This is a genomic window from Streptomyces sp. R35 (assembly GCF_041053035.1).
GTDB classification, from domain to species: Bacteria; Actinomycetota; Actinomycetes; order Streptomycetales; family Streptomycetaceae; genus Streptomyces; species Streptomyces lutosisoli.
Genome location: NZ_CP163440.1, coordinates 6808054 through 6828433 on the forward strand (window position 1 = coordinate 6808054; position 20380 = coordinate 6828433).

General features: G+C 70.1%; 20 protein-coding genes and 1 riboswitch. Of the genes, 11 read left to right on the top strand and 9 right to left on the bottom strand.

Annotated elements, in window-relative coordinates; genetic code table 11:
• Positions 1–15: 15 nt before the first annotated feature.
• A complete protein-coding gene (locus AB5J50_RS31010) occupies positions 16–1239 on the top strand; it encodes a glutathionylspermidine synthase family protein (protein ID WP_369261437.1) in 1224 nt (407 codons plus the stop codon).
• A 19-nt stretch (positions 1240–1258) separates the two neighbouring features.
• On the opposite strand, the gene rocD is transcribed toward AB5J50_RS31010, so the two are convergent.
• Positions 1259–2473: an ornithine--oxo-acid transaminase gene (gene rocD / locus AB5J50_RS31015; protein WP_327431129.1), complete on the bottom strand. Its 1215-nt coding sequence runs from the start codon at positions 2471–2473 to the stop codon at positions 1259–1261.
• A gap of 122 nt (positions 2474–2595) precedes the next feature.
• Positions 2596–2683, top strand: a riboswitch (ZMP/ZTP riboswitch).
• A 31-nt stretch (positions 2684–2714) separates the two neighbouring features.
• Between rocD and AB5J50_RS31020 the strand changes: the two genes are divergently transcribed.
• On the top strand, positions 2715–4160 hold the full coding sequence (locus tag AB5J50_RS31020; protein WP_369261438.1) for a glycine hydroxymethyltransferase: 1446 nt from the start codon (positions 2715–2717) through the stop codon (positions 4158–4160).
• Positions 4161–4268: 108 nt separating this feature from the next.
• Here AB5J50_RS31020 and AB5J50_RS31025 read toward each other — a convergent pair whose 3' ends face one another.
• The 4 genes from AB5J50_RS31025 to AB5J50_RS31040 form a co-directional block, all read right to left on the bottom strand.
• A complete protein-coding gene (locus tag AB5J50_RS31025) occupies positions 4269–4937 on the bottom strand; it encodes a hypothetical protein (protein WP_369261439.1) in 669 nt (222 codons plus the stop codon).
• 123 nt (positions 4938–5060) lie between these two features.
• A complete protein-coding gene (locus AB5J50_RS31030; RefSeq protein WP_369261440.1) occupies positions 5061–5792 on the bottom strand; it encodes a hypothetical protein in 732 nt (243 codons plus the stop codon).
• Positions 5793–5969: 177 nt separating this feature from the next.
• The gene (locus tag AB5J50_RS31035; protein WP_369261441.1) at positions 5970–6929 is read right to left on the bottom strand and encodes a hypothetical protein; all 960 of its coding nucleotides are present in this window, start codon (positions 6927–6929) and stop codon (positions 5970–5972) included.
• Entirely contained in the window at positions 6922–7545 is a 624-nt protein-coding gene (locus AB5J50_RS31040) for an RNA polymerase sigma factor (RefSeq protein ID WP_369261442.1), read from the bottom strand. The genes AB5J50_RS31035 and AB5J50_RS31040 overlap by 8 nt, the downstream gene beginning before the upstream one ends.
• Positions 7546–7644: 99 nt before the next feature.
• Between AB5J50_RS31040 and trpS the strand changes: the two genes are divergently transcribed.
• Both trpS and AB5J50_RS31050 read left to right on the top strand, forming a co-directional pair.
• On the top strand, positions 7645–8658 hold the full coding sequence (gene trpS / locus AB5J50_RS31045) for a tryptophan--tRNA ligase (protein WP_327431134.1): 1014 nt from the start codon (positions 7645–7647) through the stop codon (positions 8656–8658).
• A 229-nt stretch (positions 8659–8887) separates the two neighbouring features.
• Complete coding sequence (locus AB5J50_RS31050) at positions 8888–9469, top strand: 2'-5' RNA ligase family protein (RefSeq protein WP_369261443.1); 582 nt, start codon at positions 8888–8890, stop codon at positions 9467–9469.
• A gap of 95 nt (positions 9470–9564) precedes the next feature.
• On the opposite strand, the gene AB5J50_RS31055 is transcribed toward AB5J50_RS31050, so the two are convergent.
• Together AB5J50_RS31055 and AB5J50_RS31060 are read right to left on the bottom strand one after the other, a co-directional pair.
• Positions 9565–10320, bottom strand: coding sequence for a decaprenylphospho-beta-D-erythro-pentofuranosid-2-ulose 2-reductase (locus tag AB5J50_RS31055; RefSeq protein WP_327431136.1), 756 nt, complete (start codon positions 10318–10320; stop codon positions 9565–9567).
• A 59-nt stretch (positions 10321–10379) separates the two neighbouring features.
• Positions 10380–11729, bottom strand: coding sequence for an FAD-binding protein (locus AB5J50_RS31060; protein ID WP_369261444.1), 1350 nt, complete (start codon positions 11727–11729; stop codon positions 10380–10382).
• A gap of 211 nt (positions 11730–11940) precedes the next feature.
• Here AB5J50_RS31060 and AB5J50_RS31065 point away from each other — a divergent pair, with 211 nt between their 5' ends.
• The 4 genes from AB5J50_RS31065 to AB5J50_RS31080 all read left to right on the top strand — a co-directional run bounded on the left by AB5J50_RS31065 (position 11941) and on the right by AB5J50_RS31080 (position 14984).
• Positions 11941–12450, top strand: coding sequence for a phosphatase PAP2 family protein (locus AB5J50_RS31065; RefSeq protein ID WP_369265560.1), 510 nt, complete (start codon positions 11941–11943; stop codon positions 12448–12450).
• Positions 12443–13387, top strand: a complete 945-nt coding sequence (locus tag AB5J50_RS31070; protein WP_369261445.1) for a decaprenyl-phosphate phosphoribosyltransferase — start codon at positions 12443–12445, stop codon at positions 13385–13387. Before AB5J50_RS31065 ends, AB5J50_RS31070 begins: the two co-directional genes overlap by 8 nt.
• Positions 13388–13473: 86 nt before the next feature.
• Positions 13474–13974 (top strand): GtrA family protein, encoded by a 501-nt coding sequence (locus AB5J50_RS31075; protein ID WP_369265561.1) that lies wholly within the window; start codon positions 13474–13476, stop codon positions 13972–13974.
• Positions 13962–14984, top strand: coding sequence for a YihY/virulence factor BrkB family protein (locus AB5J50_RS31080; protein ID WP_369261446.1), 1023 nt, complete (start codon positions 13962–13964; stop codon positions 14982–14984). Before AB5J50_RS31075 ends, AB5J50_RS31080 begins: the two co-directional genes overlap by 13 nt.
• Here the strand turns inward: AB5J50_RS31080 and AB5J50_RS31085 are convergent.
• Positions 14938–16218, bottom strand: a complete 1281-nt coding sequence (locus tag AB5J50_RS31085; protein WP_369261447.1) for a D-alanyl-D-alanine carboxypeptidase family protein — start codon at positions 16216–16218, stop codon at positions 14938–14940. The two genes, AB5J50_RS31080 and AB5J50_RS31085, sit on opposite strands and share 47 nt — an antisense overlap.
• A gap of 112 nt (positions 16219–16330) precedes the next feature.
• On the opposite strand from AB5J50_RS31085, the gene AB5J50_RS31090 reads away from it, so the two are divergent.
• Together AB5J50_RS31090 and AB5J50_RS31095 are read left to right on the top strand one after the other, a co-directional pair.
• Complete coding sequence (locus AB5J50_RS31090; RefSeq protein WP_327431141.1) at positions 16331–16573, top strand: SCO4848 family membrane protein; 243 nt, start codon at positions 16331–16333, stop codon at positions 16571–16573.
• Between the two features lie 16 nt (positions 16574–16589).
• Positions 16590–17990, top strand: a complete 1401-nt coding sequence (locus AB5J50_RS31095) for a metallophosphoesterase (protein ID WP_369261448.1) — start codon at positions 16590–16592, stop codon at positions 17988–17990.
• Positions 17991–18011: 21 nt separating this feature from the next.
• On the opposite strand, the gene AB5J50_RS31100 is transcribed toward AB5J50_RS31095, so the two are convergent.
• Entirely contained in the window at positions 18012–18545 is a 534-nt protein-coding gene (locus AB5J50_RS31100) for a GNAT family N-acetyltransferase (protein ID WP_327431143.1), read from the bottom strand.
• Between the two features lie 227 nt (positions 18546–18772).
• Here AB5J50_RS31100 and AB5J50_RS31105 point away from each other — a divergent pair, with 227 nt between their 5' ends.
• Positions 18773–20329 (top strand): ABC transporter substrate-binding protein, encoded by a 1557-nt coding sequence (locus AB5J50_RS31105; protein WP_369261449.1) that lies wholly within the window; start codon positions 18773–18775, stop codon positions 20327–20329.
• The last annotated feature ends 51 nt before the right edge of the window (positions 20330–20380 follow it).

Genomic DNA, 20380 nt, shown 5'->3' on the forward strand with positions numbered 1-20380 from the left:
TCGGACCCGTACGCCATGGAACGCCGCACCATCACCCCCCGCCCCGGCTGGCAGCAGACCGTCGAGGAACAGGGCCTCATCTACCCGCTCACCCTCCCCCAGTCTCGGCTTCGCTCGACCGGGGGGACCCCCATCCCCGACGACTCCCTGCGCCCCTACTGGGACGAGAGCGCGTACTACGTCTTCTCGCTCCCCGAGGTCGAGGCGCTGGAGGAGGTCGTCGAGGAACTGCACCGCATGTGCCTGGCGGCGGCCGGGCACATCGTCACCGCGCACCGCTTCGCCGACCTCGGCATCACCGACCCGCGCGTCGCGGAACTCGTCGCCGAGGCCTGGCACCGCCGTGCCGAACTCCCCTCCGTCTACGGCCGTTTCGATCTCCGCTACGACGGTACGGGCCCCGCGAAACTCCTTGAGTACAACGCCGACACTCCCACATCGCTGGTCGAGGCCGCGTCGCCCCAGTGGTTCTGGATGGAGGACCGCTTCCCGGGCGCCGACCAGTGGAACTCCCTCCACGAACGCCTCGTCGCCACCTGGAAGAAGCAGGCAGCCCTCCTGCCACCCGGCAGCCCCCTCTACTTCGCGCACTCCGCCGCCGACGAACTCGGCGAGGACCTGATGACGGTCGCCTATCTCAAGGAGACCGCCGAACAGGCCGGCCTCGACACCGACTGGATCTCGATGGAGGAGATCGGCTGGGACCCGCTCTCCGGCCGCTTCGTCGACAACCAACTCCGCTTCATCCGCAGCTGCTTCAAGCTCTACCCCTGGGAGTGGCTCACCACCGACCGCTTCGCCGACCACGTCCTGGACACCCTCGACAACGGCGGCGGCACGGGTACGACCCTGTGGATCGAGCCCGCCTGGAAGATGCTCCTCTCCAACAAGGCCCTCCTCGCCATCCTCTGGGAGCTCTACCCGGACCACCCGAACCTCCTCCCGGCCTACCTCGACGGCCCACGCGAACTGGCCTCCACCAAGGGATACGTCTCCAAGCCACTCCTCGGCCGCGAGGGCGCCGGGGTGACGGTCCACGAGCCGGGCGCAGCCTCTGCCGCACCCGTCGAAGAGCCCTGCTGCTACCAGGAACTGGCGCCCCTTCCCTCCTTCGACGGCAACCGTGTCGTCCTCGGCGCCTGGGTCGTCGAGGACGAGTCGGCGGGCCTCGGCATCCGCGAGTCCTCCGGCCTGATCACCGACGAGTACGCCCGCTTCCTGCCCCACGTGATCCTCTAGCCACCGGGTTCGGCATTCCCTACGCCCCCAGTACGCCGCGGAGTTGGGCCAGCCCCCAGTCCAGGTCCTCCTTGCTGATGACCAGGGGCGGGGCGATCCGGACCGTGACACCGTGGGTGTCCTTGACGAGGACGCCCCGGTCCATCAGCTTCTCGGAGATCTCCCTGCCCGAGCCGTACGCCGGAGCGATGTCGACGCCCGCCCACAGCCCGCGCCCGCGCACCTCCGTGACATGGCCCGTGGCTGCCAACAGACCCAGCTCGTGGTGCAGATGCTCGCCGAGCTCCGCGGCCCGCCGCTGGTACGCGCCCGACCGCAGCATCGCGATCACCTCCAGCGCCACCGCACAGGCCAGCGGATTCCCCCCGAACGTCGACCCGTGCTCCCCGGGCCGGAACACCCCGAGCACGTCGCGGTCGGCCACCACCGCCGACACGGGTACGACCCCTCCTCCCAGCGCCTTGCCCAGCACATACACATCCGGCACGACCCCCTCGTGCTCACACGCGAAGGTCTTCCCCGTCCTGCCGAGCCCCGACTGGATCTCGTCGGCGATGAACAGGACGTTCCGCTCGCGGGTCAGCTCCCGCACCCCCGCCAGATATCCGGGCGGCGGCACCAGCACCCCCGCCTCGCCCTGGATCGGCTCCAACAGCACGGCGACCGTCTCCTCGGTGACGGCCTCCCGCACCGCCGCCAGATCCCCGTACGGCACGATGTCGAAGCCCGGTGTGTACGGCCCGAAGTCCGCCCGCGCCTCCGGGTCCGTGGAGAAGCTGATGATCGTCGTCGTACGGCCGTGGAAGTTGTCGCTCGCCACGACGATCCTCGCCCTCCCGTCCGGGACGCCCTTGACCCGGTACCCCCACTTCCGGGCCGTCTTCACCGCGGTCTCCACCGCCTCCGCGCCCGTGTTCATCGGCAGCACCATGTCCTTGCCGCACAGCGACGCCAGCTCCCGGCAGAAGTCCGCGAACCGGTCGTGATGGAACGCCCGCGACGTCAGCGTCACCCGCTCCAGCTGCGCTTTCGCCGCGTCGATCAGCCGCCGGTTGCCGTGTCCGAAATTAAGCGCCGAGTATCCGGCCAGCAGGTCGAGGAAACGGCGCCCCTCGACATCGGTCATCCAGGCCCCGTCCGCCGTCGCCACGACGACCGGCAGCGGGTGGTAGTTGTGCGCGCTGTGCGCCTCGGCCGAGGCGATGAACGCCTCCGTCGTCTCCGTAGCGGTCACGGGATCTCCGTTCCTTGACGAGCGGCACCAGGGGAGTGGTGGGTGAGTTTGTGGCCTATTTCCTATCGTCGCTCGCATGGTGGACTGGGGAACCCGGCGATCCGGCGCGCCCGGTAGGCTGACGGCGGGGCCGTGACTGGCGCGCTGGGATGGGACCGACCATCGGGGAGCGGCCCCAGCAACTGTGTGCCGTGCGCCTGGGCCGACCCGTGAACGCTGAACGCCACGTCCGGAGGCCGTCATGCCAGAGCCCCTCTCCACCGAGTCCACCGCCTTCCGCAGCGCCCTCGACGTGATCCGGGCCGTGGAGCCCCGCGTCGCCGACGCCATCGGCCAGGAACTCGCCGACCAGCGCGACATGCTCAAGCTGATCGCGTCCGAGAACTACGCCTCCCCGGCGACCCTCCTGGCCATGGGCAACTGGTTCAGCGACAAGTACGCCGAGGGCACCGTCGGCCGCCGCTTCTACGCCGGCTGTCGCAACGTCGACACCGTCGAGGCCCTCGCCGCCGAGCACGCCCGCGAACTCTTCGGCGCCGAGCACGCCTACGCCCAGCCGCACTCCGGCATCGACGCCAACCTGGTCGCCTTCTGGGCCGTCCTCGCCCAGCGCGTCGAGGCCCCCGCCCTGGAGCGAGCCGGCGTCCGCAACGTCAACGACCTCACCGAGGCCGACTGGGCCCAGCTCCGCAGCGACCTCGGCAACCAGCGCATGCTCGGCATGTCCCTGGACGCCGGCGGCCACCTCACCCACGGATTCCGCCCGAACATCTCCGGCAAGATGTTCGACCAGCGCTCCTACGGCACCGACCCCACCACCGGCCTCATCGACTACGAGGCCCTGCGCACCTCCGCCCGTGATTTCAAGCCGCTGATCATCGTCGCCGGCTACTCCGCCTACCCCCGCCTGGTGAACTTCCGCATCATGCGGGAGATCGCCGACGAGGTCGGCGCGACCCTCATGGTCGACATGGCCCACTTCGCCGGTCTCGTCGCCGGCAAGGTTCTCACCGGCGACTTCGACCCGGTCCCGCACGCCCAGATCGTCACCACCACCACGCACAAGTCGCTCCGCGGCCCGCGCGGCGGCATGGTGCTGTGCGACGAGACCCTCGCCGAGCAGGTCGACCGCGGCTGCCCGATGGTCCTCGGTGGCCCCCTCCCGCATGTCATGGCCGCCAAGGCCGTCGCGCTCGCCGAGGCCCGCCGCCCCGAGTTCCGCGACTACGCCCAGGCCGTCGTCGACAACTCCCGCGCCCTCGCCGAGGGCCTGATGCGCCGCGGCGCAACCCTGGTCACCGGCGGCACCGACAACCACCTCAACCTGATCGACGTCGCCTCCTCCTACGGCCTCACCGGCCGCCAGGCCGAGTCCGCACTGCTCGACTCGGGCATCGTCACCAACCGCAACGCCATCCCCGCCGACCCCAACGGCGCCTGGTACACCTCCGGCATCCGCATCGGCACGCCCGCGCTGACCACTCGTGGTCTGGGCACGACCGAGATGGACGAAATCGCCGGCCTGATCGACCGCGTCCTCACCGCCGCCGAGCCCGGCAGGACCGCCAAGGGCAGCCCGTCCAAGGCCCAGCACGTCCTGGACCCGAAGATCTCGGACGAGATCGCCCACCGCGCCACCGACCTGCTCACCGGCTTCCCGCTCTACCCGGAGATCGACCTCGGCTGACGCACCCCACCGGGGTCCGCTCGCCAGGCCCTCGGGTCCTGAGGTGCCTTGGGGCGTCCTGAGGTTTCTTGGATCCTCGGGCTCCCAGGCGCTCGGGTCCTCAGCTCCCTACAGGTCGATCAGTTCCTGTCGTGGTTCCCGCGGCGGTCCGGCAGTCTCATGCCGGGCCGCCGCGCGGCGTATCAGAAGAGTGCCGCCGGCACCGATCACCAGGCCCATGGCGAGCCCGGACAACGCCCACCCCGCTCCGTCCGTCAGACCCTGCTCCCCGGCCGTCCCCGAGCCGCTCGCGGAGCCGAACAGTTCCCCGCGCTGCGCCAACTCGTCGAACACCGAGCGCGGCGCGCGATGCCAGCGGATGTCGTCGTCCTCCACGCCGGGCGAGGGATCCGACCGCACCCAGGGCGTGCCGTCCGCCGCGAGGAAAACCTGGTCCTGGCGCTCGATGGCGACATCGCCGCCGGGCGGTCTGCTCGTCTGCGGCCAGCCTCCGACACCGGTCAGCCCCCAGACCACCGTGGCCCGAACCTTCGGGAAGCGGCCCGCCTCCCAGGCCGTGGGCACTCTCTCCGTCCCCGTGTACATGGGTGCCAGCAATCGCCAGAGCCGCACGAAGTCCCCGCCACCCGAGTGCAGGGCGACCGTCCGCCCCGAGTTACCGGCCACGACCAGGGCCAGATCCGGCATGTCACGCCGAGCGTCCTGCTCCGACGCCTGCGCGCGAGACGCCCCGAGCGCGGTCAGCACCAGCACGGCGAGCACCACCACGGTAAGCACTGCCGGCCGAACCTTCACCTGTCTGACCCGGATCCCCATCCGTCCCCCTCCCGCGTCCGTGTCCCTGCATCCCCGTGTCGCTGCATCCCCGCGCCCCCCGGCCCTCTGTCCTTCTGTGTCCCGTCATTCGTCCCGCAACTCCTGCCGAGGCTCCGCCTCGCGCTCGCGCCGGCCCAGAAACTGAGCCCCCGCCGCCCCGGCAACCAGGGGCCGCAGCAGCAGGGCCAGCACCGCTCCGGCGGCCGCCCCCGGTATCGCCCACCACCAGTCGGTGCCGTCATCGGTCGCCGCCGCGGCCGTGGTGCGGAGCCGCTCGGCCGGTGTGGGCGTGGGCGCAGGAGCGGTGTAGGTGTCCTCCGTGGTCTGCCAGGGCGCCGGATAAATGGCCCCTGCACCCTCACCCGACGACTTGCCCATCACGCCGAGCTTCTTGAACAGGGCCCGCACCTGGGCCGGTTGCCCGGCCCTGTGCCAGTAGCCGTTCATCGACTGCGGCACCTGGGTCGCCGTGTGTATCCAGACCTCCTTGCTTCCCGGTGTGTCCGGGTAGACGCGGTCGACGCGCCAGGGCGACACGTCGTGGATCAGCCACGTGACATTGATCTGCCGGCCGCTGCCCACGCCCAGCCCCGGCGGCTCCTCGCGTATACCCGAGCCCGGATCGCCCAGCAGGCGCATCAACTTCCCGTACTCCTCGTCCGAGTAGTACAACGCCGTGCTCTCCGCGCTCTCCGGCGAGACCACCAGCACACTCGTCGGGCCGCCCGCCATCGCGGACGGTGCACCCAGCAACACCGCCGCGAAGGCCACCGTCAACGCCCCCATCACCGCCACCAGCTCACGAAGCCTGTGCATCCGAACCCCCAGCCCGCCGGTCGATCCACGCGCGGTCCGCCCGCACGCCGTGTGTCACTTCTGGTACACCGCTCGACCCGCCGGGGTTCCCACTCACTGCCGACCAAATTTCCGGCCGGTTCAGCGACTTCACCTCCGCGACTTCTGCTGCTTCTGCGACCGCTGCTTCTTCAACTGCTATTTCCGCTGGTTCTGTTGGTTCAGTTGGTTCCCTTGGTTCAGCGACTTCGCTATCTCCGCCGCCCGCGCCTTCGACGCCACCCCCTCAAGGCGCAGGGTCACGTCACCCCCATGCATCCACAGCAGCGTGGGCCCCGCGGTCCGCTCGGAGCGGGTGAAGCGGTCGCCGTTCGCGTCGATGAGCCAGAAGCTCAGCAGATGCGGCTTCGGAAACCAGAGCGCTTGCTTGCCGTAGTCCTCGGCTTCCCCCAGCGGCACCCATTCCGGCGGTTCCCGCACCGTCTTGGAGAAGCCGACGTCGAGGCTCGCCGGATACTCGTCCAGCCGGACCGTGTGCCCGTGCCCGTGCCCGTGCCCGTGCCCATGCCCATCCCCGCGCCAGCACAGGCTCATCAGGAGCCGCCCCTTCGGCTCGCGCGTCACCGTCACCGCGTCCGGCACCCCGAGGGCGTCGGGCACGAGAGGCGCGAACCCGGCCCGCCGCCCGGCCTGCGCGAGTGTCAGCGAAGGGCCGCACCCCGGCACCCGGGCTCCGGACGAGGGCACCGCCGACGGGTCGTACCGCACCTCGACCCCGCCGAAGCCGAACCAGTCGACGACCGCGGCGCGCACCGGAGGCGTGAGCACGAGGACCGTCAGCACACCGCACAGGCCCGCGGCCAGCGCGCGCCAGCGCAGCCGCGCCCAGCGGCGCACCGACCGGAACCGCTCGCCGGGTCCCGGCGGCTCGGGCACCGGGGCAGGGAGCCGCTCGGCGAGTATCTGCTCCAGCACCCGCTCGACCATCGACTCGCTCCCGAGCGCCCCGGGCTGGTGCAGCGACCGCCCGAGCGCCCGCAACTCCTCCGGCAGCCGCGAGACGCCCTCACGGGCACGCCGGCCCCGGTCACCGGAAGGCTCCGTGCCCTCCGTGCCCTCCGCGTTTCCGGTGCCCCCGCCCTCGTACGACTCACTCATGCTCATCACCTCCTTCCCGGGATTCCTGATGATCACCGGGCTCGAAGCCCGGCAGCAGGCGGCCCAGCTTGCGCAGGGCGCGGTTGAGGCGGGATTTCACCGTGCCGCGTGGCCAGCCCAGGGCCTGGGCCGTCTCCGGTTCGTCCATCTCCAGGAGATAGCGGTACGTGACGACGAGGCGGTGCTCCTCGCTCAGCTGCTCCAGGGCGGCCAGCAGTGCTGCGCGGCGCTCTATCTCCAGCGCCGCGACCGCCGGGTCCGCCGATTCCGGTATCAGCGGCTCCGCCTCGGCGAAGGCGGCCTCCCGGCCGGCCAGCGTCCGCTGGCGCACCGCCGTCCGCACTGTGTTCCTCGTCTCATTGGCGACGATCGACAGCAGCCACGGCTTGAACGCCGCGCCGTCCCGAAAGCGCCCCAGCGAGCAGTACGCCTTGATGAAGGCCTGCTGCACCACGTCCTCCGCGTCCGCACCTGCCCCGAGCGCCCTGGCCGCCCTGATCGCGATGCCCGTGTGAGCACGGACCAGCTCCGCGTACGCCTCCGGCTCACCGGCGCGTACGCGTGCGATCACCACGGCCTCGTCGACGACGATGCGGCCCCCCTCCCGCGTCCTCACACTCTTGCTACACCGCCCGCGGCCGATCGGTTCCCACCTGTGTCACATCTGTTCCGACCAGTTCCGGACCGGGCCCCGGCACCTGAGAGAATGGTGAACATGGCCTCTGACAGTCCTCGCGTGCTCTCCGGAATCCAGCCCACAGCAGGCTCGTTCCACCTCGGCAACTACCTCGGTGCCGTCCGTCAGTGGGTGGCGTTGCAGGAGTCCCACGACGCGTTTTACATGGTCGTCGACCTGCACGCGATCACCATTCCGCAGGACCCCGCGGACCTGCGTGCCAACACCCGGCTCGCCACCGCGCAGCTGCTCGCCGCCGGTCTCGACCCGGAGCGCTGCACGCTGTTCGTGCAGAGCCACGTTCCCGAGCACGCGCAGCTCGCCTGGGTCATGAACTGCCTCACCGGCTTCGGCGAGGCGAGCCGCATGACCCAGTTCAAGGACAAGTCCGCCAGGCACGGCTCCGACCGCGCCTCCGTCGGCCTCTTCACGTACCCGATCCTGCAGGTCGCGGACATCCTGCTGTACCAGGCCAACGAGGTCCCGGTCGGCGAGGACCAGCGTCAGCACGTCGAGCTGACTCGCGATCTCGCCGAGCGCTTCAACGGCCGCTTCGGCCAGACGTTCACGGTCCCGAAGCCGTACATCCTCAAGGAGACGGCGAAGATCTTCGATCTCCAGGACCCGTCGATCAAGATGAGCAAGTCGGCGTCGACTCCGAAGGGCCTCATCAACCTGCTCGACGATCCGAAGACGACCGCCAAGAAGGTCAAGAGCGCGGTCACCGACACGGACACCGTCATCAGGTATGACACGGCGGAGAAACCGGGTATCAGCAACCTGTTGACCATCTACTCGACCCTCACCGGAACCGGTATCGCGGAACTGGAGCAGAAGTACACCGGCAAGGGCTACGGTGCGCTCAAGACGGACCTCGCCGAGGTCATGGTCGACTTCGTGACGCCGTTCCGGGAGCGCACCCAGCAGTATCTGGACGACCCGGAGACGCTCGACTCGATCCTGGCCAAGGGCGCCGAGAAGGCGCGTGCCGTCGCGGCGGAGACGCTCTCCCAGACGTACGACAGGGTCGGCTTCCTGCCCGCCAAGCACTGACCGCCGAGACCACTGCCGTGCTGACAGCCGACACGCTGTCGTACGGCAGCGGTACGGCAGCTTTTACCACAGCCTGTTCGGCATTCAGTACGAGACGAGCGCGACACTCGTACGGCAGCCGACAACGGGCCGCATCGCCGTACAGTCGAAAGCCGAACAGACCGGGCAGCCACCCCTGCCCGCGCGGAAGACCGAGCCACCGGACCATCGAACAACGACAGGAGACGACGTGGGGACCGTAACGATCGGCGTGTCGATCGCGGTCCCGGAGCCTCACGGCAGCCTGCTCCAGGAGCGGCGCGCGGGCTTCGGCGACCCCGCGGCTTCCGGCATCCCCACGCACGTCACGCTGCTGCCGCCGACGGAGGTCGACGACTCGGCGCTGCCCGCGATCGAGGCGCATCTCGTCGAGGTCGCGGCCACCGGGCGCCCCTTCCCGATGCGGCTGTCCGGCACGGGCACCTTCCGCCCGCTGTCGCCCGTCGTGTTCGTCCAGGTCGTCGAGGGCGCCGAGGCCTGCACCTGGCTGCAGAAGCAGGTCCGGGACGCGTCCGGGCCCGTCGCGCGCGACCTGCACTTCCCGTACCACCCGCACGTCACGGTGGCGCACGGCATCGACGACGAGGCGATGGACCGCGCCTACGAGGAGCTGTCCGCGTACGAGGCCGAGTGGCCCTGCACCGGATTCGCGCTCTACGAGCAGGGCGCGGACGGGGTCTGGCGCAAGCTTCTCGAGTTCGCCTTCGGTGGCGCGGTGGTGCCCCCACAGGCGGGCGCGCCCGAGCGGGACACCACACTGCCGGCTCGCTAGTACGACCGTCCGCGCGGCCTCTGCGTACGACCGTCTACGCGGCTGTTCGTACGACCGCCGACTCGACCCTTCCGCACGACCCCGTCCGCGGTACGTCAGATCGGCAGCCGGCGGAACACCGGTCGCGGTACGTGCCGCAGCGCCGACATCACCAGCCGCAGTGAACCCGGCGCCCACACCGTTTCCGACCGGCGCCGCAGCCCCGTCTCCACGGCCGTCGCGACCGCCTCCGGGGTGGTGGCCAGCGGTGCCTGCGGCAGGCCCGCGGTCATCTTCGTACGGACGAATCCGGGGCGTACGACCATCACGTGCACGCCCGTGCCGTGCAGCGCGTCGCCGAGGCCCTGTGCGAAGGCGTCCAGGCCCGCCTTGCTGGAGCCGTAGATGAAGTTGGAGCGGCGGGCGCGCTCGCCGGCGACCGACGAGAGCACCACCAGGGAGCCGTGGCCCTGCGTCTGGAGCGCCCGCGCGCACACCAGGCCGGCCGACACCGCGCCCGTGTAGTTGGTCTGCGCGACCCGTACGGCCTTCAGGGGCTCCTTCTCGTCCTGCGCCTGGTTGCCGAGCACCCCGAACGCCAGCAGCACCATGTCGATGTCGCCCTCGGCGAAGACCTTGCCGAGCACGGTCTCGTGGGACTCGGAGTCGAGGGCGTCGAAGGGGACGGTACGGGCGTCCGCGCCCATCTCGCGCAACTGCTCGGCGGCACGCTCCAGGGCGGGCGACGGGCGTCCCGCGAGCCACACCGTGCGGGTGCGCCGGACGATCAGGCGGCGCGCCGTGGCCAGCGCGATCTCGGACGTGCCGCCGAGGATCAGCAGGGACTGGGGCATACCGAAGGCGTCCTTCATGACAGCTCCTCCTTCATAAGGGCTCCTGGAGCCGACTTCACGACAGCTCATGGAGCCGACTAGAGACCGAGGCGGCGGGACAGGTCCGAGGTGAAGACTCCCCGGGGGTCCAACTCCTGCCGCAGGGAACGGAATTCACCGAGCCGCGGATACATCTCGGCCAGCAGCTCGGGCCGCAGCCGCGCGTCCTTGGCGAGGTACACCCGGCCGTCGGCCCCCGCCACCTCCGCGTCCAGCTCGTCGAGGAAGGCGCCGAGGCCCGGCAGGTTCGCGGGGATGTCCAGGGCGAGGGTCCAGCCGGGCATCGGGAAGGACAGCCAGCCCGGATCGCCCTCTCCGAAGCGCTTCAGGACGGCGAGGAAGGACGGGCAGCGGTGCTGCGAGATCTTCCCGACGATCCGCCTGAGCGCCTCTTCCTGCCCGTAGCCGACGACGAACTGGTATTGGACGAAGCCGCCCCGCCCGTAGATCCGGTTCCAGTGCGGCACCCCGTCGAGGGGGTGGAAGAAGGTGGAGATCTTCTGCAGTTCACCGGCACGCGCGCGTGGTGCCTTTCGGTACCAGAGCTCATTGAAGAGGCCCACGGTCGTACGCCCCAGGAGCCCCTCCGGCACGAAGGCGGGCGCGGACGGGAACTGCGCGGGGCGGAACGCCAAGGGGTGTCTACGCGCGCGTGGCGGCAGCGCGTCCAAAGAGGCGTGCTCCCCGCGGGTCAGCACCGAGCGCCCCATCGACGCTCCGCGCGCGAGCAGGTCGATCCAGGCGACCGAGTACCGGTAGTGGTGGTCCGTGGCGGTGAGGCGGGCCATCAAGTCGTCCAGGTCCGCCGCGCGTTCGGTGTCGACGGACATCAGGGAGGTCTCGACGGGCTGGAGCCGGACGGTCGCCGTGAGGATCACGCCGGTCAGGCCCATGCCGCCCGCCGTGGCGTCGAACAGGGGCGTGCCGCGGCCCACCGTGCGGATCCCGCCGTCCGCCGTCAGCAGCTCGAAGGAGAGGACGTGCCGGGCGAACGAGCCCGACACATGGTGGTTCTTGCCGTGGATGTCCGCGCCGATCGCGCCGCCGACAGTCACATAGCGGGTCCCGGGGGTGACCGGCACGAACCAGCCCAGCGGCAGCAGCACTTCCATCAGCCGGTGCAGTGAGACGCCCGCGTCGCACAGCACGGTTCCGCCGTCCGCGTCGATCGCGTGGATCCGGTCGAGGCCCGTCATGTCGAGCACGGCCCCGCCCGCGTTCTGCGCGGCGTCCCCGTAGGCCCGCCCGAGCCCCCGGGGGATGCCTCCACGCGTCCCGCACTCCCGGACGGCGGCCACCGCCTCCTCGTAGGTGCGCGGGCGGACCAGACGGGCGGTGGTCGGGGCGGTGCGGCCCCAACCGGTGACGGAGACGGCGTCGGCAGGCATGACCGTGACCGTAGCGCCGGTAAGGGTGCATAACGTCGCAATCTACCCAGCCCTCACGGGTCCTCACCGAAATGGGTGATTAATGGGATGTCGTCATAGATTGCCGTAATTCTGCGACCACTCCCTAGAAGAGTGAGATCACATGGACGACATTGACGACCATGACCGCATGGACCGACGGCTTGACGACGTCGGCCACCGACTTGATGGCATGGACCGCCAACTTGACGACATGGATCGCCGACTGCTGTCGGCCCTCCACGAGTGGGGCACGGATCCGCGCGTCGCGGCTGTCGCGCGCGCCCTGTCCTGGAGCGGGGAGCACGGCGCGCTGTGGCTCGCGGCGGGGCTCGCCGGGGCGGCCGTCGACCGTGAGCGGCGCGGCGCGTGGGTGCGCGCGACGGCGCTCACCACCACCGCGCACCTCACGAGCATGGCGGTGAAACGGATCGTGCGCCGTCCGCGCCCCGCGCACGTCGTGCCGCTGGTGCGCACGGCCGGACGGCACTCCTTCCCGAGCTCGCACGCCACCTCGGCGGCGGCTGCCGCGGTCGCGTACGGCGCGCTCGGCGTGCGCGTCGTCCCCCCGCTCGCCGTCGCGATGTGCGTCTCGCGGATGGTCGTCGGCGTCCACTACCCCTCGGACGTCGCCGCGGGTGCCGCCCTGGGCGCCCTCACGGCCCGTCTGGGCGCCCGCTGGATGGGGGTCGGACATGACTGAGCGCACGGCGCTCCTGGAGCGCACACCGGCCGCTCCCGCGCCCGCGGTGAGCCTCACCGGCCTGGTCCGTGGCCTGGTCAGGACCGCGCGCCCCCGCCAGTGGGTGAAGAACGTGCTGGTCGTGGCCGCTCCCGCCGCCGCGGGCCAGCTCTTCGCCCGGAACGCGCTCACCCAACTGGCACTCGTCTTCGCGCTGTTCACGGCCTGCGCCTCCGCCGTGTACCTGATCAACGACGCCCGGGACGCCGCCGCCGACCGCGCCCATCCGGTCAAGCGCCACCGCCCGGTCGCCGCCGGCCAGGTGCCCGTCCCGGTCGCGTACGCCGTCGGGGGCGCCCTCGCGCTCCTCGCGCCCACCGCCGCCGCCTGGTTCTGCTCGCCGGCCGTCGCCGCGCTGCTCACCGCGTACGTCGGCATGCAACTGGCGTACTGCGTCAGCCTGAAGCACGTCCTGGTCGTCGACCTCGTCGTCGTCACGACCGGGTTCCTGATGCGCGCGATGATCGGCGGTCTCGCCCTCGGCATCCCGCTCTCGCGCTGGTTCCTGATCACCACTGGCTTCGGGGCGCTGTTCATGGTCTCGGCGAAGCGTTACTCCGAGGCCGTGCAGATGGCCGGGAAGGCGGGCGCCACGCGCGCGTTGCTCACCGAATACACCACCGGCTATCTGCGTTTCGTCTGGCAGCTCGCCGCCGGGGTCTCCGTCCTCGGCTACTGCCTGTGGGCCCTGGAGGAGGGCGGCGTGCCCAGCACCGGCGTGCTGCCCTGGCGGCAGTTGTCGATGATCGCCTTCATCCTGGCCATCCTGCGGTACGCCGTCTTCGCCGACCGCGGCACCGCGGGCGAGCCCGAGGACGTGGTCCTGCGCGACCGCGCGCTCGCGCTCATCGGGCTGGTGTGGCTGGCGATGTACGGCCTCGCGGTGGCGAACTGGTGAGCGTCGCCCAGGAACCGGTTGCCCCAGGGGCGGTTGCCCAGGAACCGGTTGCCCGGCAACCGGTTTCGCGCAGCCGGTTCGCCCGAATCCCGCTCGCTCGCAGCCCGTTCGCCCGGAGCCCGCTCGCCCACAGCCGGTTCGCCCGGAGTCCGCTTGCCCAGGAACTCCTCGGCTTCGCCACCGCCGGAATCCTCGCCTACGCCGCCGACCTCGGCCTCTTCGTGTGGCTGCGCGGCCCAGTGGGCCTCGACCCGCTCACCGCGAAGGCGCTGAGCTTCGTGGCGGGGTGTTCGGTGGCATACGCGGGCAACGCGCTCGGCACCTACCGGCACACGACCACACGCGGCCCGCGCCAGTACGTGATCTTCTTCGCGGTGAACATCGCGGGCGCCCTCGTCCAGCTGCTGTGCATCGTCCTCAGCCACTACGGCCTCGGGTTCACCTCGCAGCGCGCGGACACGGTCTCGGGCGCCGGAATCGGAATGGCGCTCGCCACTGTCCTGCGTTTTTGGGGTACCCGGACATTGGTGTTCCGAGGCGTTCGAGGTGGTCGGGGCGAGGGCAGAGTCGGGTCATGGACTGGCTGAAAAGGCTTCCCGGCGTGGGCCCCCTGGTCACCCGCCTGATGGCCACGCACGCGTGGCAGTCGTACGAGCGTCTGGACCGGGTGAAGTGGACCCGGCTCGCGGCGGCGATGACCTTCATCAGCTTCGTGGCGCTCTTCCCGCTTCTGACCGTCGCCGCCGCGATCGCGGCCGCCACGCTGAGCACCAGCCAGCAGCAGGACCTCCAGGACAAGCTCGCCGAACAGGTGCCGGGCATCTCCGACCAGCTGGACATCAACGGCCTCGTCCAGAACGCCGGCACGATCGGTGTCATCGCGGGTGCCGTCCTGCTGGTCACCGGCATCGGCTGGGTCGGCTCGATGCGGGAGTGTCTGCGCGCGGTCTGGGAGCTGCCCGACAGCGAGGAGAACGCCCTCCTGCGCAAGGTCAAGGACGCCGGCGTACTCGTCGGACTCGGCGGCGCCGTGCTCCTCACCATCGCGGTCTCCACCCTCGCGTCCACGACGGTCGGCTGGACGGCCCGGCATCTCGGCATCGACGAGAACGGCTGGGGAAGTGTGCTGCTCCAGGCCGCCGCGTTCACCGTCGCCGTACTCGCCGACTTCCTGCTCCTGCTGTACGTCCTCACCCTGCTGCCCGGCGTCCAGCCGACGCGGCGTCGGCTGATCGTCGCCGCGCTGATCGGCGCCGCCGGGTTCGAGCTGCTCAAGCTGCTGCTCAGCGGCTATATGAGGGGCGTCGCGTCGAAGAGCATGTACGGCGCCTTCGGGGTGCCGATCGCACTGCTGCTGTGGATCAACTTCACCGCGAAGCTGCTGCTCTACTGCGCCGCCTGGACGGCGACGGGGGGCGATGAATCCGCGGATCCCTCGGAGACACCGGAGACACCGGGGGATCCGGAGGACTTGGAGCACTTGGAAGAGTCGGAGGAGTCGGAGCAGTCGAAGGAGCCGGAAGGGCCGGAGGAGTCGAAGGGCTCTGCTGTCAGCGGCGGCGGCGCATCAGGTCCGGCAGCGGCCACCGGCGGTTGATCAGGAAGGCGCCGGCCGCCAGCAGCACGAGGATGCCGCCGGTGATGGCCAGCGCGATGCCGATGCCGCTCGAACCGCCCTGCGCGTCGGAGGCGGCGGCCACCGGCTTCGTGGACGCGTTGTCCTTGCCCGAACCGCCCGACGGCTTCGTGCCCGGCTGCGCGCTCGTCTCCACGCCCTTCGGCGGCACCAGCTCACCCACCGGCTCGACCTTGCCCGCGGCCTTGAAGCCCCAGTCGAAGAGCCGCGCGGTCTCCTTGTAGACCTCGTTGTGCTCGTTCTTCTCCGGGTTCATCACCGTGACGAGCAGCACCTTGCCGTCGCGTTCGGCGACGCCGGTGAAGGTGGCGCCCGCGTTGGTGGTGTTGCCGTTCTTGACGCCCGCGATGCCCTGGTAGGTGGAGACGTCGCTGTCGCCCGTCAGCAGGCGGTTGGTGTTCTGGATCTCGAAGGACTCCCGGGTCTTCTTGCCCTTCTTGTTCTTCGTGGTCTCGCCCGGGAACTTCGCCCGCACCGTCGAGCAGTACTCCCGGAAGTCCTTCTTCTGCAGCCCGGAGCGGGCGAACAGCGTCAGGTCGTACGCCGACGACACCTGGCCCTTCGCGTCGTAGCCGTCCGGGCTGACCACGTGCGTGTCGAGGGCCTGGAGCTCCTCGGCGTGCGCCTGCATGTCCTTGACCGTCTGGTCGACGCCCTCGTTCATCGCGGACAGCACGTGCACGGCGTCGTTGCCGGAGCGCAGGAAGACGCCGAGCCACAGGTCGTGGACCGTGTAGGTCTCGTCCTCCTTTATCCCCACCATGCTGGAGCCCGCGCCGATGCCCGCCAGGTCGGAGGAGGCCACCTTGTGCTCGGTGCTCGCCGGGAACTTCGGCAGCAGGGTGTCGGCGAACAGCATCTTCAGGGTGCTCGCCGGGGGCAGCCGCCAGTGCGCGTTGTGGGCGGCCAGGATGTCGCCGGACTCCGCGTCCGAGACGATCCAGGAGCGTGCGGTGAGGTCCTTGGGCAGTACGGGGGCGCCGGCGCCGAGGCTCACCTGGGTTCCGGCCTCGCCCAGCCGTTCGCCGCCGACGGTCGACATGTTCGCCGGGGGTGTGGCCGACGGGGTCGGGGTCGCTGTCGCTGTGGGGCTCGCGTCCGCGAACGCGGGTACGGGCGCGGTGAGCGAAAGGGCCAACAGGGTGGCGGAAGTGACCAGCAAGGATCGCTTGACGGTCTTTTTGGTGGCGGGCACGGTCGAGAAAGTACAGGCATCGGGTCGGGAAGTCCCATCAGCCTTGAGGGGAGTCTCCTCGCCCTCCACACCCCCGCGCCGGGTCCCGGCCGGCGACGGCGATACTGAACCCATGAAGCTCAGCCGCCCCGTGTCCTGGTTCCTGCTCGCCTTCGGGGTGTGGAGCTGGGTCATTTGGGTCACTTTCATCAAGAATTTGTTCAAGGACGGCAGCGGGCTCGCGTTCGACGACGCGGGCGATCCGACGGCGTACCTCTGGGTGCATCTGACACTCGCCGTCGTCTCCTTTGTCTTGGGGACGGTCGTCGGGTGGATCGGGTTGCGCGGGGTGCGCGCTTTGCGCCAGACGTCATAACGGGGGATACGGCGCCATGGTCATCGTTTTCGTGCTGGTGGGCGTGGCCGCGCTGGCCGTGCTCGGGGGGCTGCACTGGTATGCCTGGCGGCGGCTGGTGCGGGACACGACGGCCGGGCCGGGGGTGGTCCGGCGCGTGGGTACGGTGGTTTTTGTCGCCGGGCCGCTGTTGATGTTCGGCGCTGTCGCGAGTGAGCGCGGTGGGGCGCCTTTCTGGGTTCAGCGGGTGCTGGCCTGGCCCGGGTTTCTGTGGATGGCGCTGGCGATCTATCTGGTGCTGGCGCTGGTGGTGGGGGAGCTCGTACGGCCGGTGGTGCGGCGGGTTGCCGGGCGGCGTGCGGTGAGTGGGGGTTCCGCGCCCGCCGTTGTCGTGGGGGCGGGGCCGCGCCGGGGTATCCGTCCTCGGTCCGGCGCGGAATCGGTCGGCATTCAAGGAGCCGGCGTTGACGCGCCATCCGCTGCGGGCGGACACCCCGGCACGGCCCCTTCTGTTGAATCGGCGGGTGCGGGCCGTCTCCCATCGGTGGAGCAGTCCGCCCGGCCTCTCCCATCGGCGGAGGGGTCCGCCCGGCCTCTCTCATCGGCGGAGGGGTCCTCCCGGCGGCTCTTCGTCTCCCGGGTGGTGGGTGGGGCCGCTGCGGCTGCCGCTGTGGGGACTGTGGGGTACGGGACGTACGGGGTGCTGCGGGGGCCTCGGGTGAAGCGGGTCACCGTGCCGCTGGCCAAGTTGCCGCGCTCTGCGCATGGGTACCGGATCGCTGTGGTCAGTGACATTCATCTGGGGCCTGTGCTCGGGCGTGGCTTCGCGCAGAAGGTCGTCGACACCATTAACTCGACGCAGCCCGATCTCATTGCCGTGGTCGGGGATCTGGTCGACGGCAGCGTGAAGGATCTGGGGCCGGCGGCCGCGCCTCTTGCCCGTCTTCGGGCGCGGCACGGGGCGTTCTTCGTGACCGGTAATCACGAGTATTTCTCCGGGGCCGAGCAATGGGTCCGGGAAGTGCGGGAGCTGGGGATCCATCCTCTGGAGAACGCGCGTACCGAGGTGGCCGGATTCGATCTCGCCGGCGTGAATGACGTACAAGGAGAGAGTGAGGGGCAGGGGCCCGACTTCGGGAAAGCCCTGGGGGATCGCGATGCCTCACGCGCGTGCGTGCTTCTCGCGCATCAGCCGGTGCAGATTCATGAGGCCGTGAGGTACGGGGTCGATCTTCAGCTGTCGGGGCACACCCATGGTGGGCAGCTGTGGCCGGGGAATTTCATCGCCGAGGCCGCCAATCCGACGCTCGCGGGGCTGGAGCGGTACGGGGACACCCAGTTGTACGTCTCCCGGGGTGCGGGGGCCTGGGGGCCGCCGACGCGGGTGGGTGCCCCCTCGGACATCACCGTCGTGGAGCTGGCCTCCAGGGAAGCTTGAGCGTGGGGGACTGGGCCGGGGTCACGCCTCGTACTCGGTGAGATCGATGGAGTGGACGTGCAGCGGAAAGCCGTACACCGGGTGTGCCGTCTCGCGTTCCGGTTTCATGCCGAGTTTGCGGATGATGTTCTCGGAGGCGTCGTCGCCCATCCGGCTGATGCTGATGACGCGGTCGAGGCCACGGTCCTGGAGCGCGAACTCCAGCGTGGCCTGGGCGGCTTCGGACGCGTAGCCCTGGCCCCAGAACGGTGAGCCGAGCCGCCAGCTGATCGCCACGGCGGGCAGTACCTCCGGCAGGAACTCGGGCACGGACAGGCCCACGACGCCGGCCAGCTCGCCGGAGGCCAGCAGTTCCACGGCGAAGAGGCCGAAGCCCTCCTCGTCCCATTCCTCTTCCCAGCGCTCGATGTCCTCCGCCGTCTGGTCCAGGTCGCGGAGCGAGCCGTCGTCGATCCAGCGCATGACCTGGGGGTCCGCGTTGATGTCCGCCATGGGGGCGAGGTCGTCGTCGTACCAGCGGCGGAGGAGGAGACGGGGGGTGTGGATCTCGGTCATGACGCCCATCCTGCCTGATGGTTGCGACAGAGGCCCGACGGCTGGTGAGGGTTGGGGAGACGGCCTCCGGAGAAGCCTGAGAGGTAGCTGTGAAACAGGCTGGAAATGATCGTTTCGATCACCTCGGACCACTCTTCCGGAAGCTCTTCCCTCACCTGAAACTCCTGTGGTTAGGTGATCCGCGTCACTAGGGGAGTGACGTGCGGTGGGCCTGGGGAGGGGCACCGATGCGATCGGTTCGCATACGGATTCTCGCGACGCTGCTTGTGCTGGCGGGCGTGGGTGTGGGCGGCTGGCAGTTGCTGCCCACGCAGGAGAACAGCGGCAAGACGATCACGGTCGGTACGACGGACGCCGTCACGTCGCTCGACCCGGCAGGCGCGTACGACGCCGGATCATGGGCGCTGTTCAGCAATGTGTTCCAGTCGCTGCTGACGTTCGAGCCGGGCGGCGCGGTCCCCGTGCCGGACGCGGCGAAGAGCTGCGGCTTCGTGGGCACCGGGCTGCGCACTTATCGCTGTACGTTGCGGGACGACCTCACGTTTCCGAGTGGGCGCAAGATGACCGCCGAGGACGTGAAGTTCTCCTTCGAGCGGGTGAAGCGCATCAACGACGAGGTGGGACCCGCGCCCCTCCTCGCCACGCTCGGCTCGGTCGACGCTAAGGGCCTCACGGTCACCTTCCATCTGTCCTCGCCCGACGCCACCTTCCCGTTCAAGGTGGCCACCGGCGCCGGTTCGATCGTCGACCACACCCGTTACCCCAAGCGCGCCGTGCGCACCGACACCGGCGCCGACGGCACCGGACTGTACGTACTGAAGACGTATACGAAGAACAAGCGGGCCGTCCTCGCGCCCAACCCGCACTACGTAGGCGCCGTCAAGGAGACCGGCCGGCCCATCGTGCTGCGCTACTACGCCGACTCGCAGGCGCTGGAAGCCGGCTGGAAGGCGAAGAAGTTCGATGTCGCCGCCCGTCAGCTGCCTCCCGCGCTGCTCGCCGGACTCTCGCCGAGCGACCCGAATCAGCGGGTCACGGAGGTCGACAGCGCCGAGACCCGCAACCTCGTCCTCAACGTGCGGGCGAACGCGCCGCTGCACGACCGGCGGGTGCGGCAGGCCATCGCCGCGCTCATCAACCGCGAGGAACTGGTCAGCCAGACGTACAAGGGGACGACCGATCCGTTGTACGGGCTGATTCCGGCGGGCATCACGGGGCACGCGACGTCGTTCTTCGACGACTACCCCAAGCCGGACGCCAAGAAGGCGCGGGCGCTGCTGACCGAGGCCGGGGTGTCGCTTCCGGTGCGGTTCACCTACGGGTACGCGGAAGGTCGGGGCGCCGCGGCGCAGGAGGCCGCCGAGCTCAAGCGGCAGTTGGAGGCGAGCGGGCTGTTCAAGGTGGCGACCAAGGGCTACGAGTGGACCGCCTTCCAGAAGCAGTACGCCGAGGGCAGGCTGGACGCGTGGGCCGTCGGCTGGGTCGCCGACTATCCCGACCCGGACACCTTCAGCGCCCCGCTCGTCGGCACCGGCAACAGCATGAAGAACGGCTACAGCAGCAAGGCCGTCGACCGGCTGATTCTGGACACTCAGCAGGATGAGGACCGCAGCCTCGCGACCGACTCCTTCCGGCAGTTGCAGGAAGTCGTGGCTCAGGATGTTCCGCTGATTCCCCTGTGGCAGCGCAAGGAGTATGTACTCAGCAGTGAGGACGTCGGGGGCGGTCAGTACCTGTCGGACGGGACCGGTGTCTTCCGCCTCTGGCGGCTGAGCTGGATATGACAACTGACGTGATCCCGCGGGGCGGACATCCACCCCAGTGACATCGCGCTC

Bases quoted from the DNA above. Each gene is read 5' to 3' on its own strand.
- AB5J50_RS31010 (WP_369261437.1), top strand. From the start codon at position 16: ATGGAACGCCGCACCATCACCCCCCGCCCCGGCTGGCAGCAGACCGTC.
- AB5J50_RS31020 (WP_369261438.1), top strand. From the start codon at position 2,715: ATGCCAGAGCCCCTCTCCACCGAGTCCACCGCCTTCCGCAGCGCCCTC.
- AB5J50_RS31030 (WP_369261440.1), bottom strand. From the start codon at position 5,792: ATGCACAGGCTTCGTGAGCTGGTGGCGGTGATGGGGGCGTTGACGGTG.
- AB5J50_RS31035 (WP_369261441.1), bottom strand. From the start codon at position 6,929: ATGAGTGAGTCGTACGAGGGCGGGGGCACCGGAAACGCGGAGGGCACG.
- trpS (WP_327431134.1), top strand. From the start codon at position 7,645: ATGGCCTCTGACAGTCCTCGCGTGCTCTCCGGAATCCAGCCCACAGCA.
- AB5J50_RS31055 (WP_327431136.1), bottom strand. From the start codon at position 10,320: ATGAAGGACGCCTTCGGTATGCCCCAGTCCCTGCTGATCCTCGGCGGC.
- AB5J50_RS31060 (WP_369261444.1), bottom strand. From the start codon at position 11,729: ATGCCTGCCGACGCCGTCTCCGTCACCGGTTGGGGCCGCACCGCCCCG.
- AB5J50_RS31065 (WP_369265560.1), top strand. From the start codon at position 11,941: ATGGACCGCCAACTTGACGACATGGATCGCCGACTGCTGTCGGCCCTC.
- AB5J50_RS31070 (WP_369261445.1), top strand. From the start codon at position 12,443: ATGACTGAGCGCACGGCGCTCCTGGAGCGCACACCGGCCGCTCCCGCG.
- AB5J50_RS31080 (WP_369261446.1), top strand. From the start codon at position 13,962: ATGGACTGGCTGAAAAGGCTTCCCGGCGTGGGCCCCCTGGTCACCCGC.
- AB5J50_RS31090 (WP_327431141.1), top strand. From the start codon at position 16,331: ATGAAGCTCAGCCGCCCCGTGTCCTGGTTCCTGCTCGCCTTCGGGGTG.
- AB5J50_RS31095 (WP_369261448.1), top strand. From the start codon at position 16,590: ATGGTCATCGTTTTCGTGCTGGTGGGCGTGGCCGCGCTGGCCGTGCTC.
- AB5J50_RS31100 (WP_327431143.1), bottom strand. From the start codon at position 18,545: ATGACCGAGATCCACACCCCCCGTCTCCTCCTCCGCCGCTGGTACGAC.
- AB5J50_RS31105 (WP_369261449.1), top strand. From the start codon at position 18,773: ATGCGATCGGTTCGCATACGGATTCTCGCGACGCTGCTTGTGCTGGCG.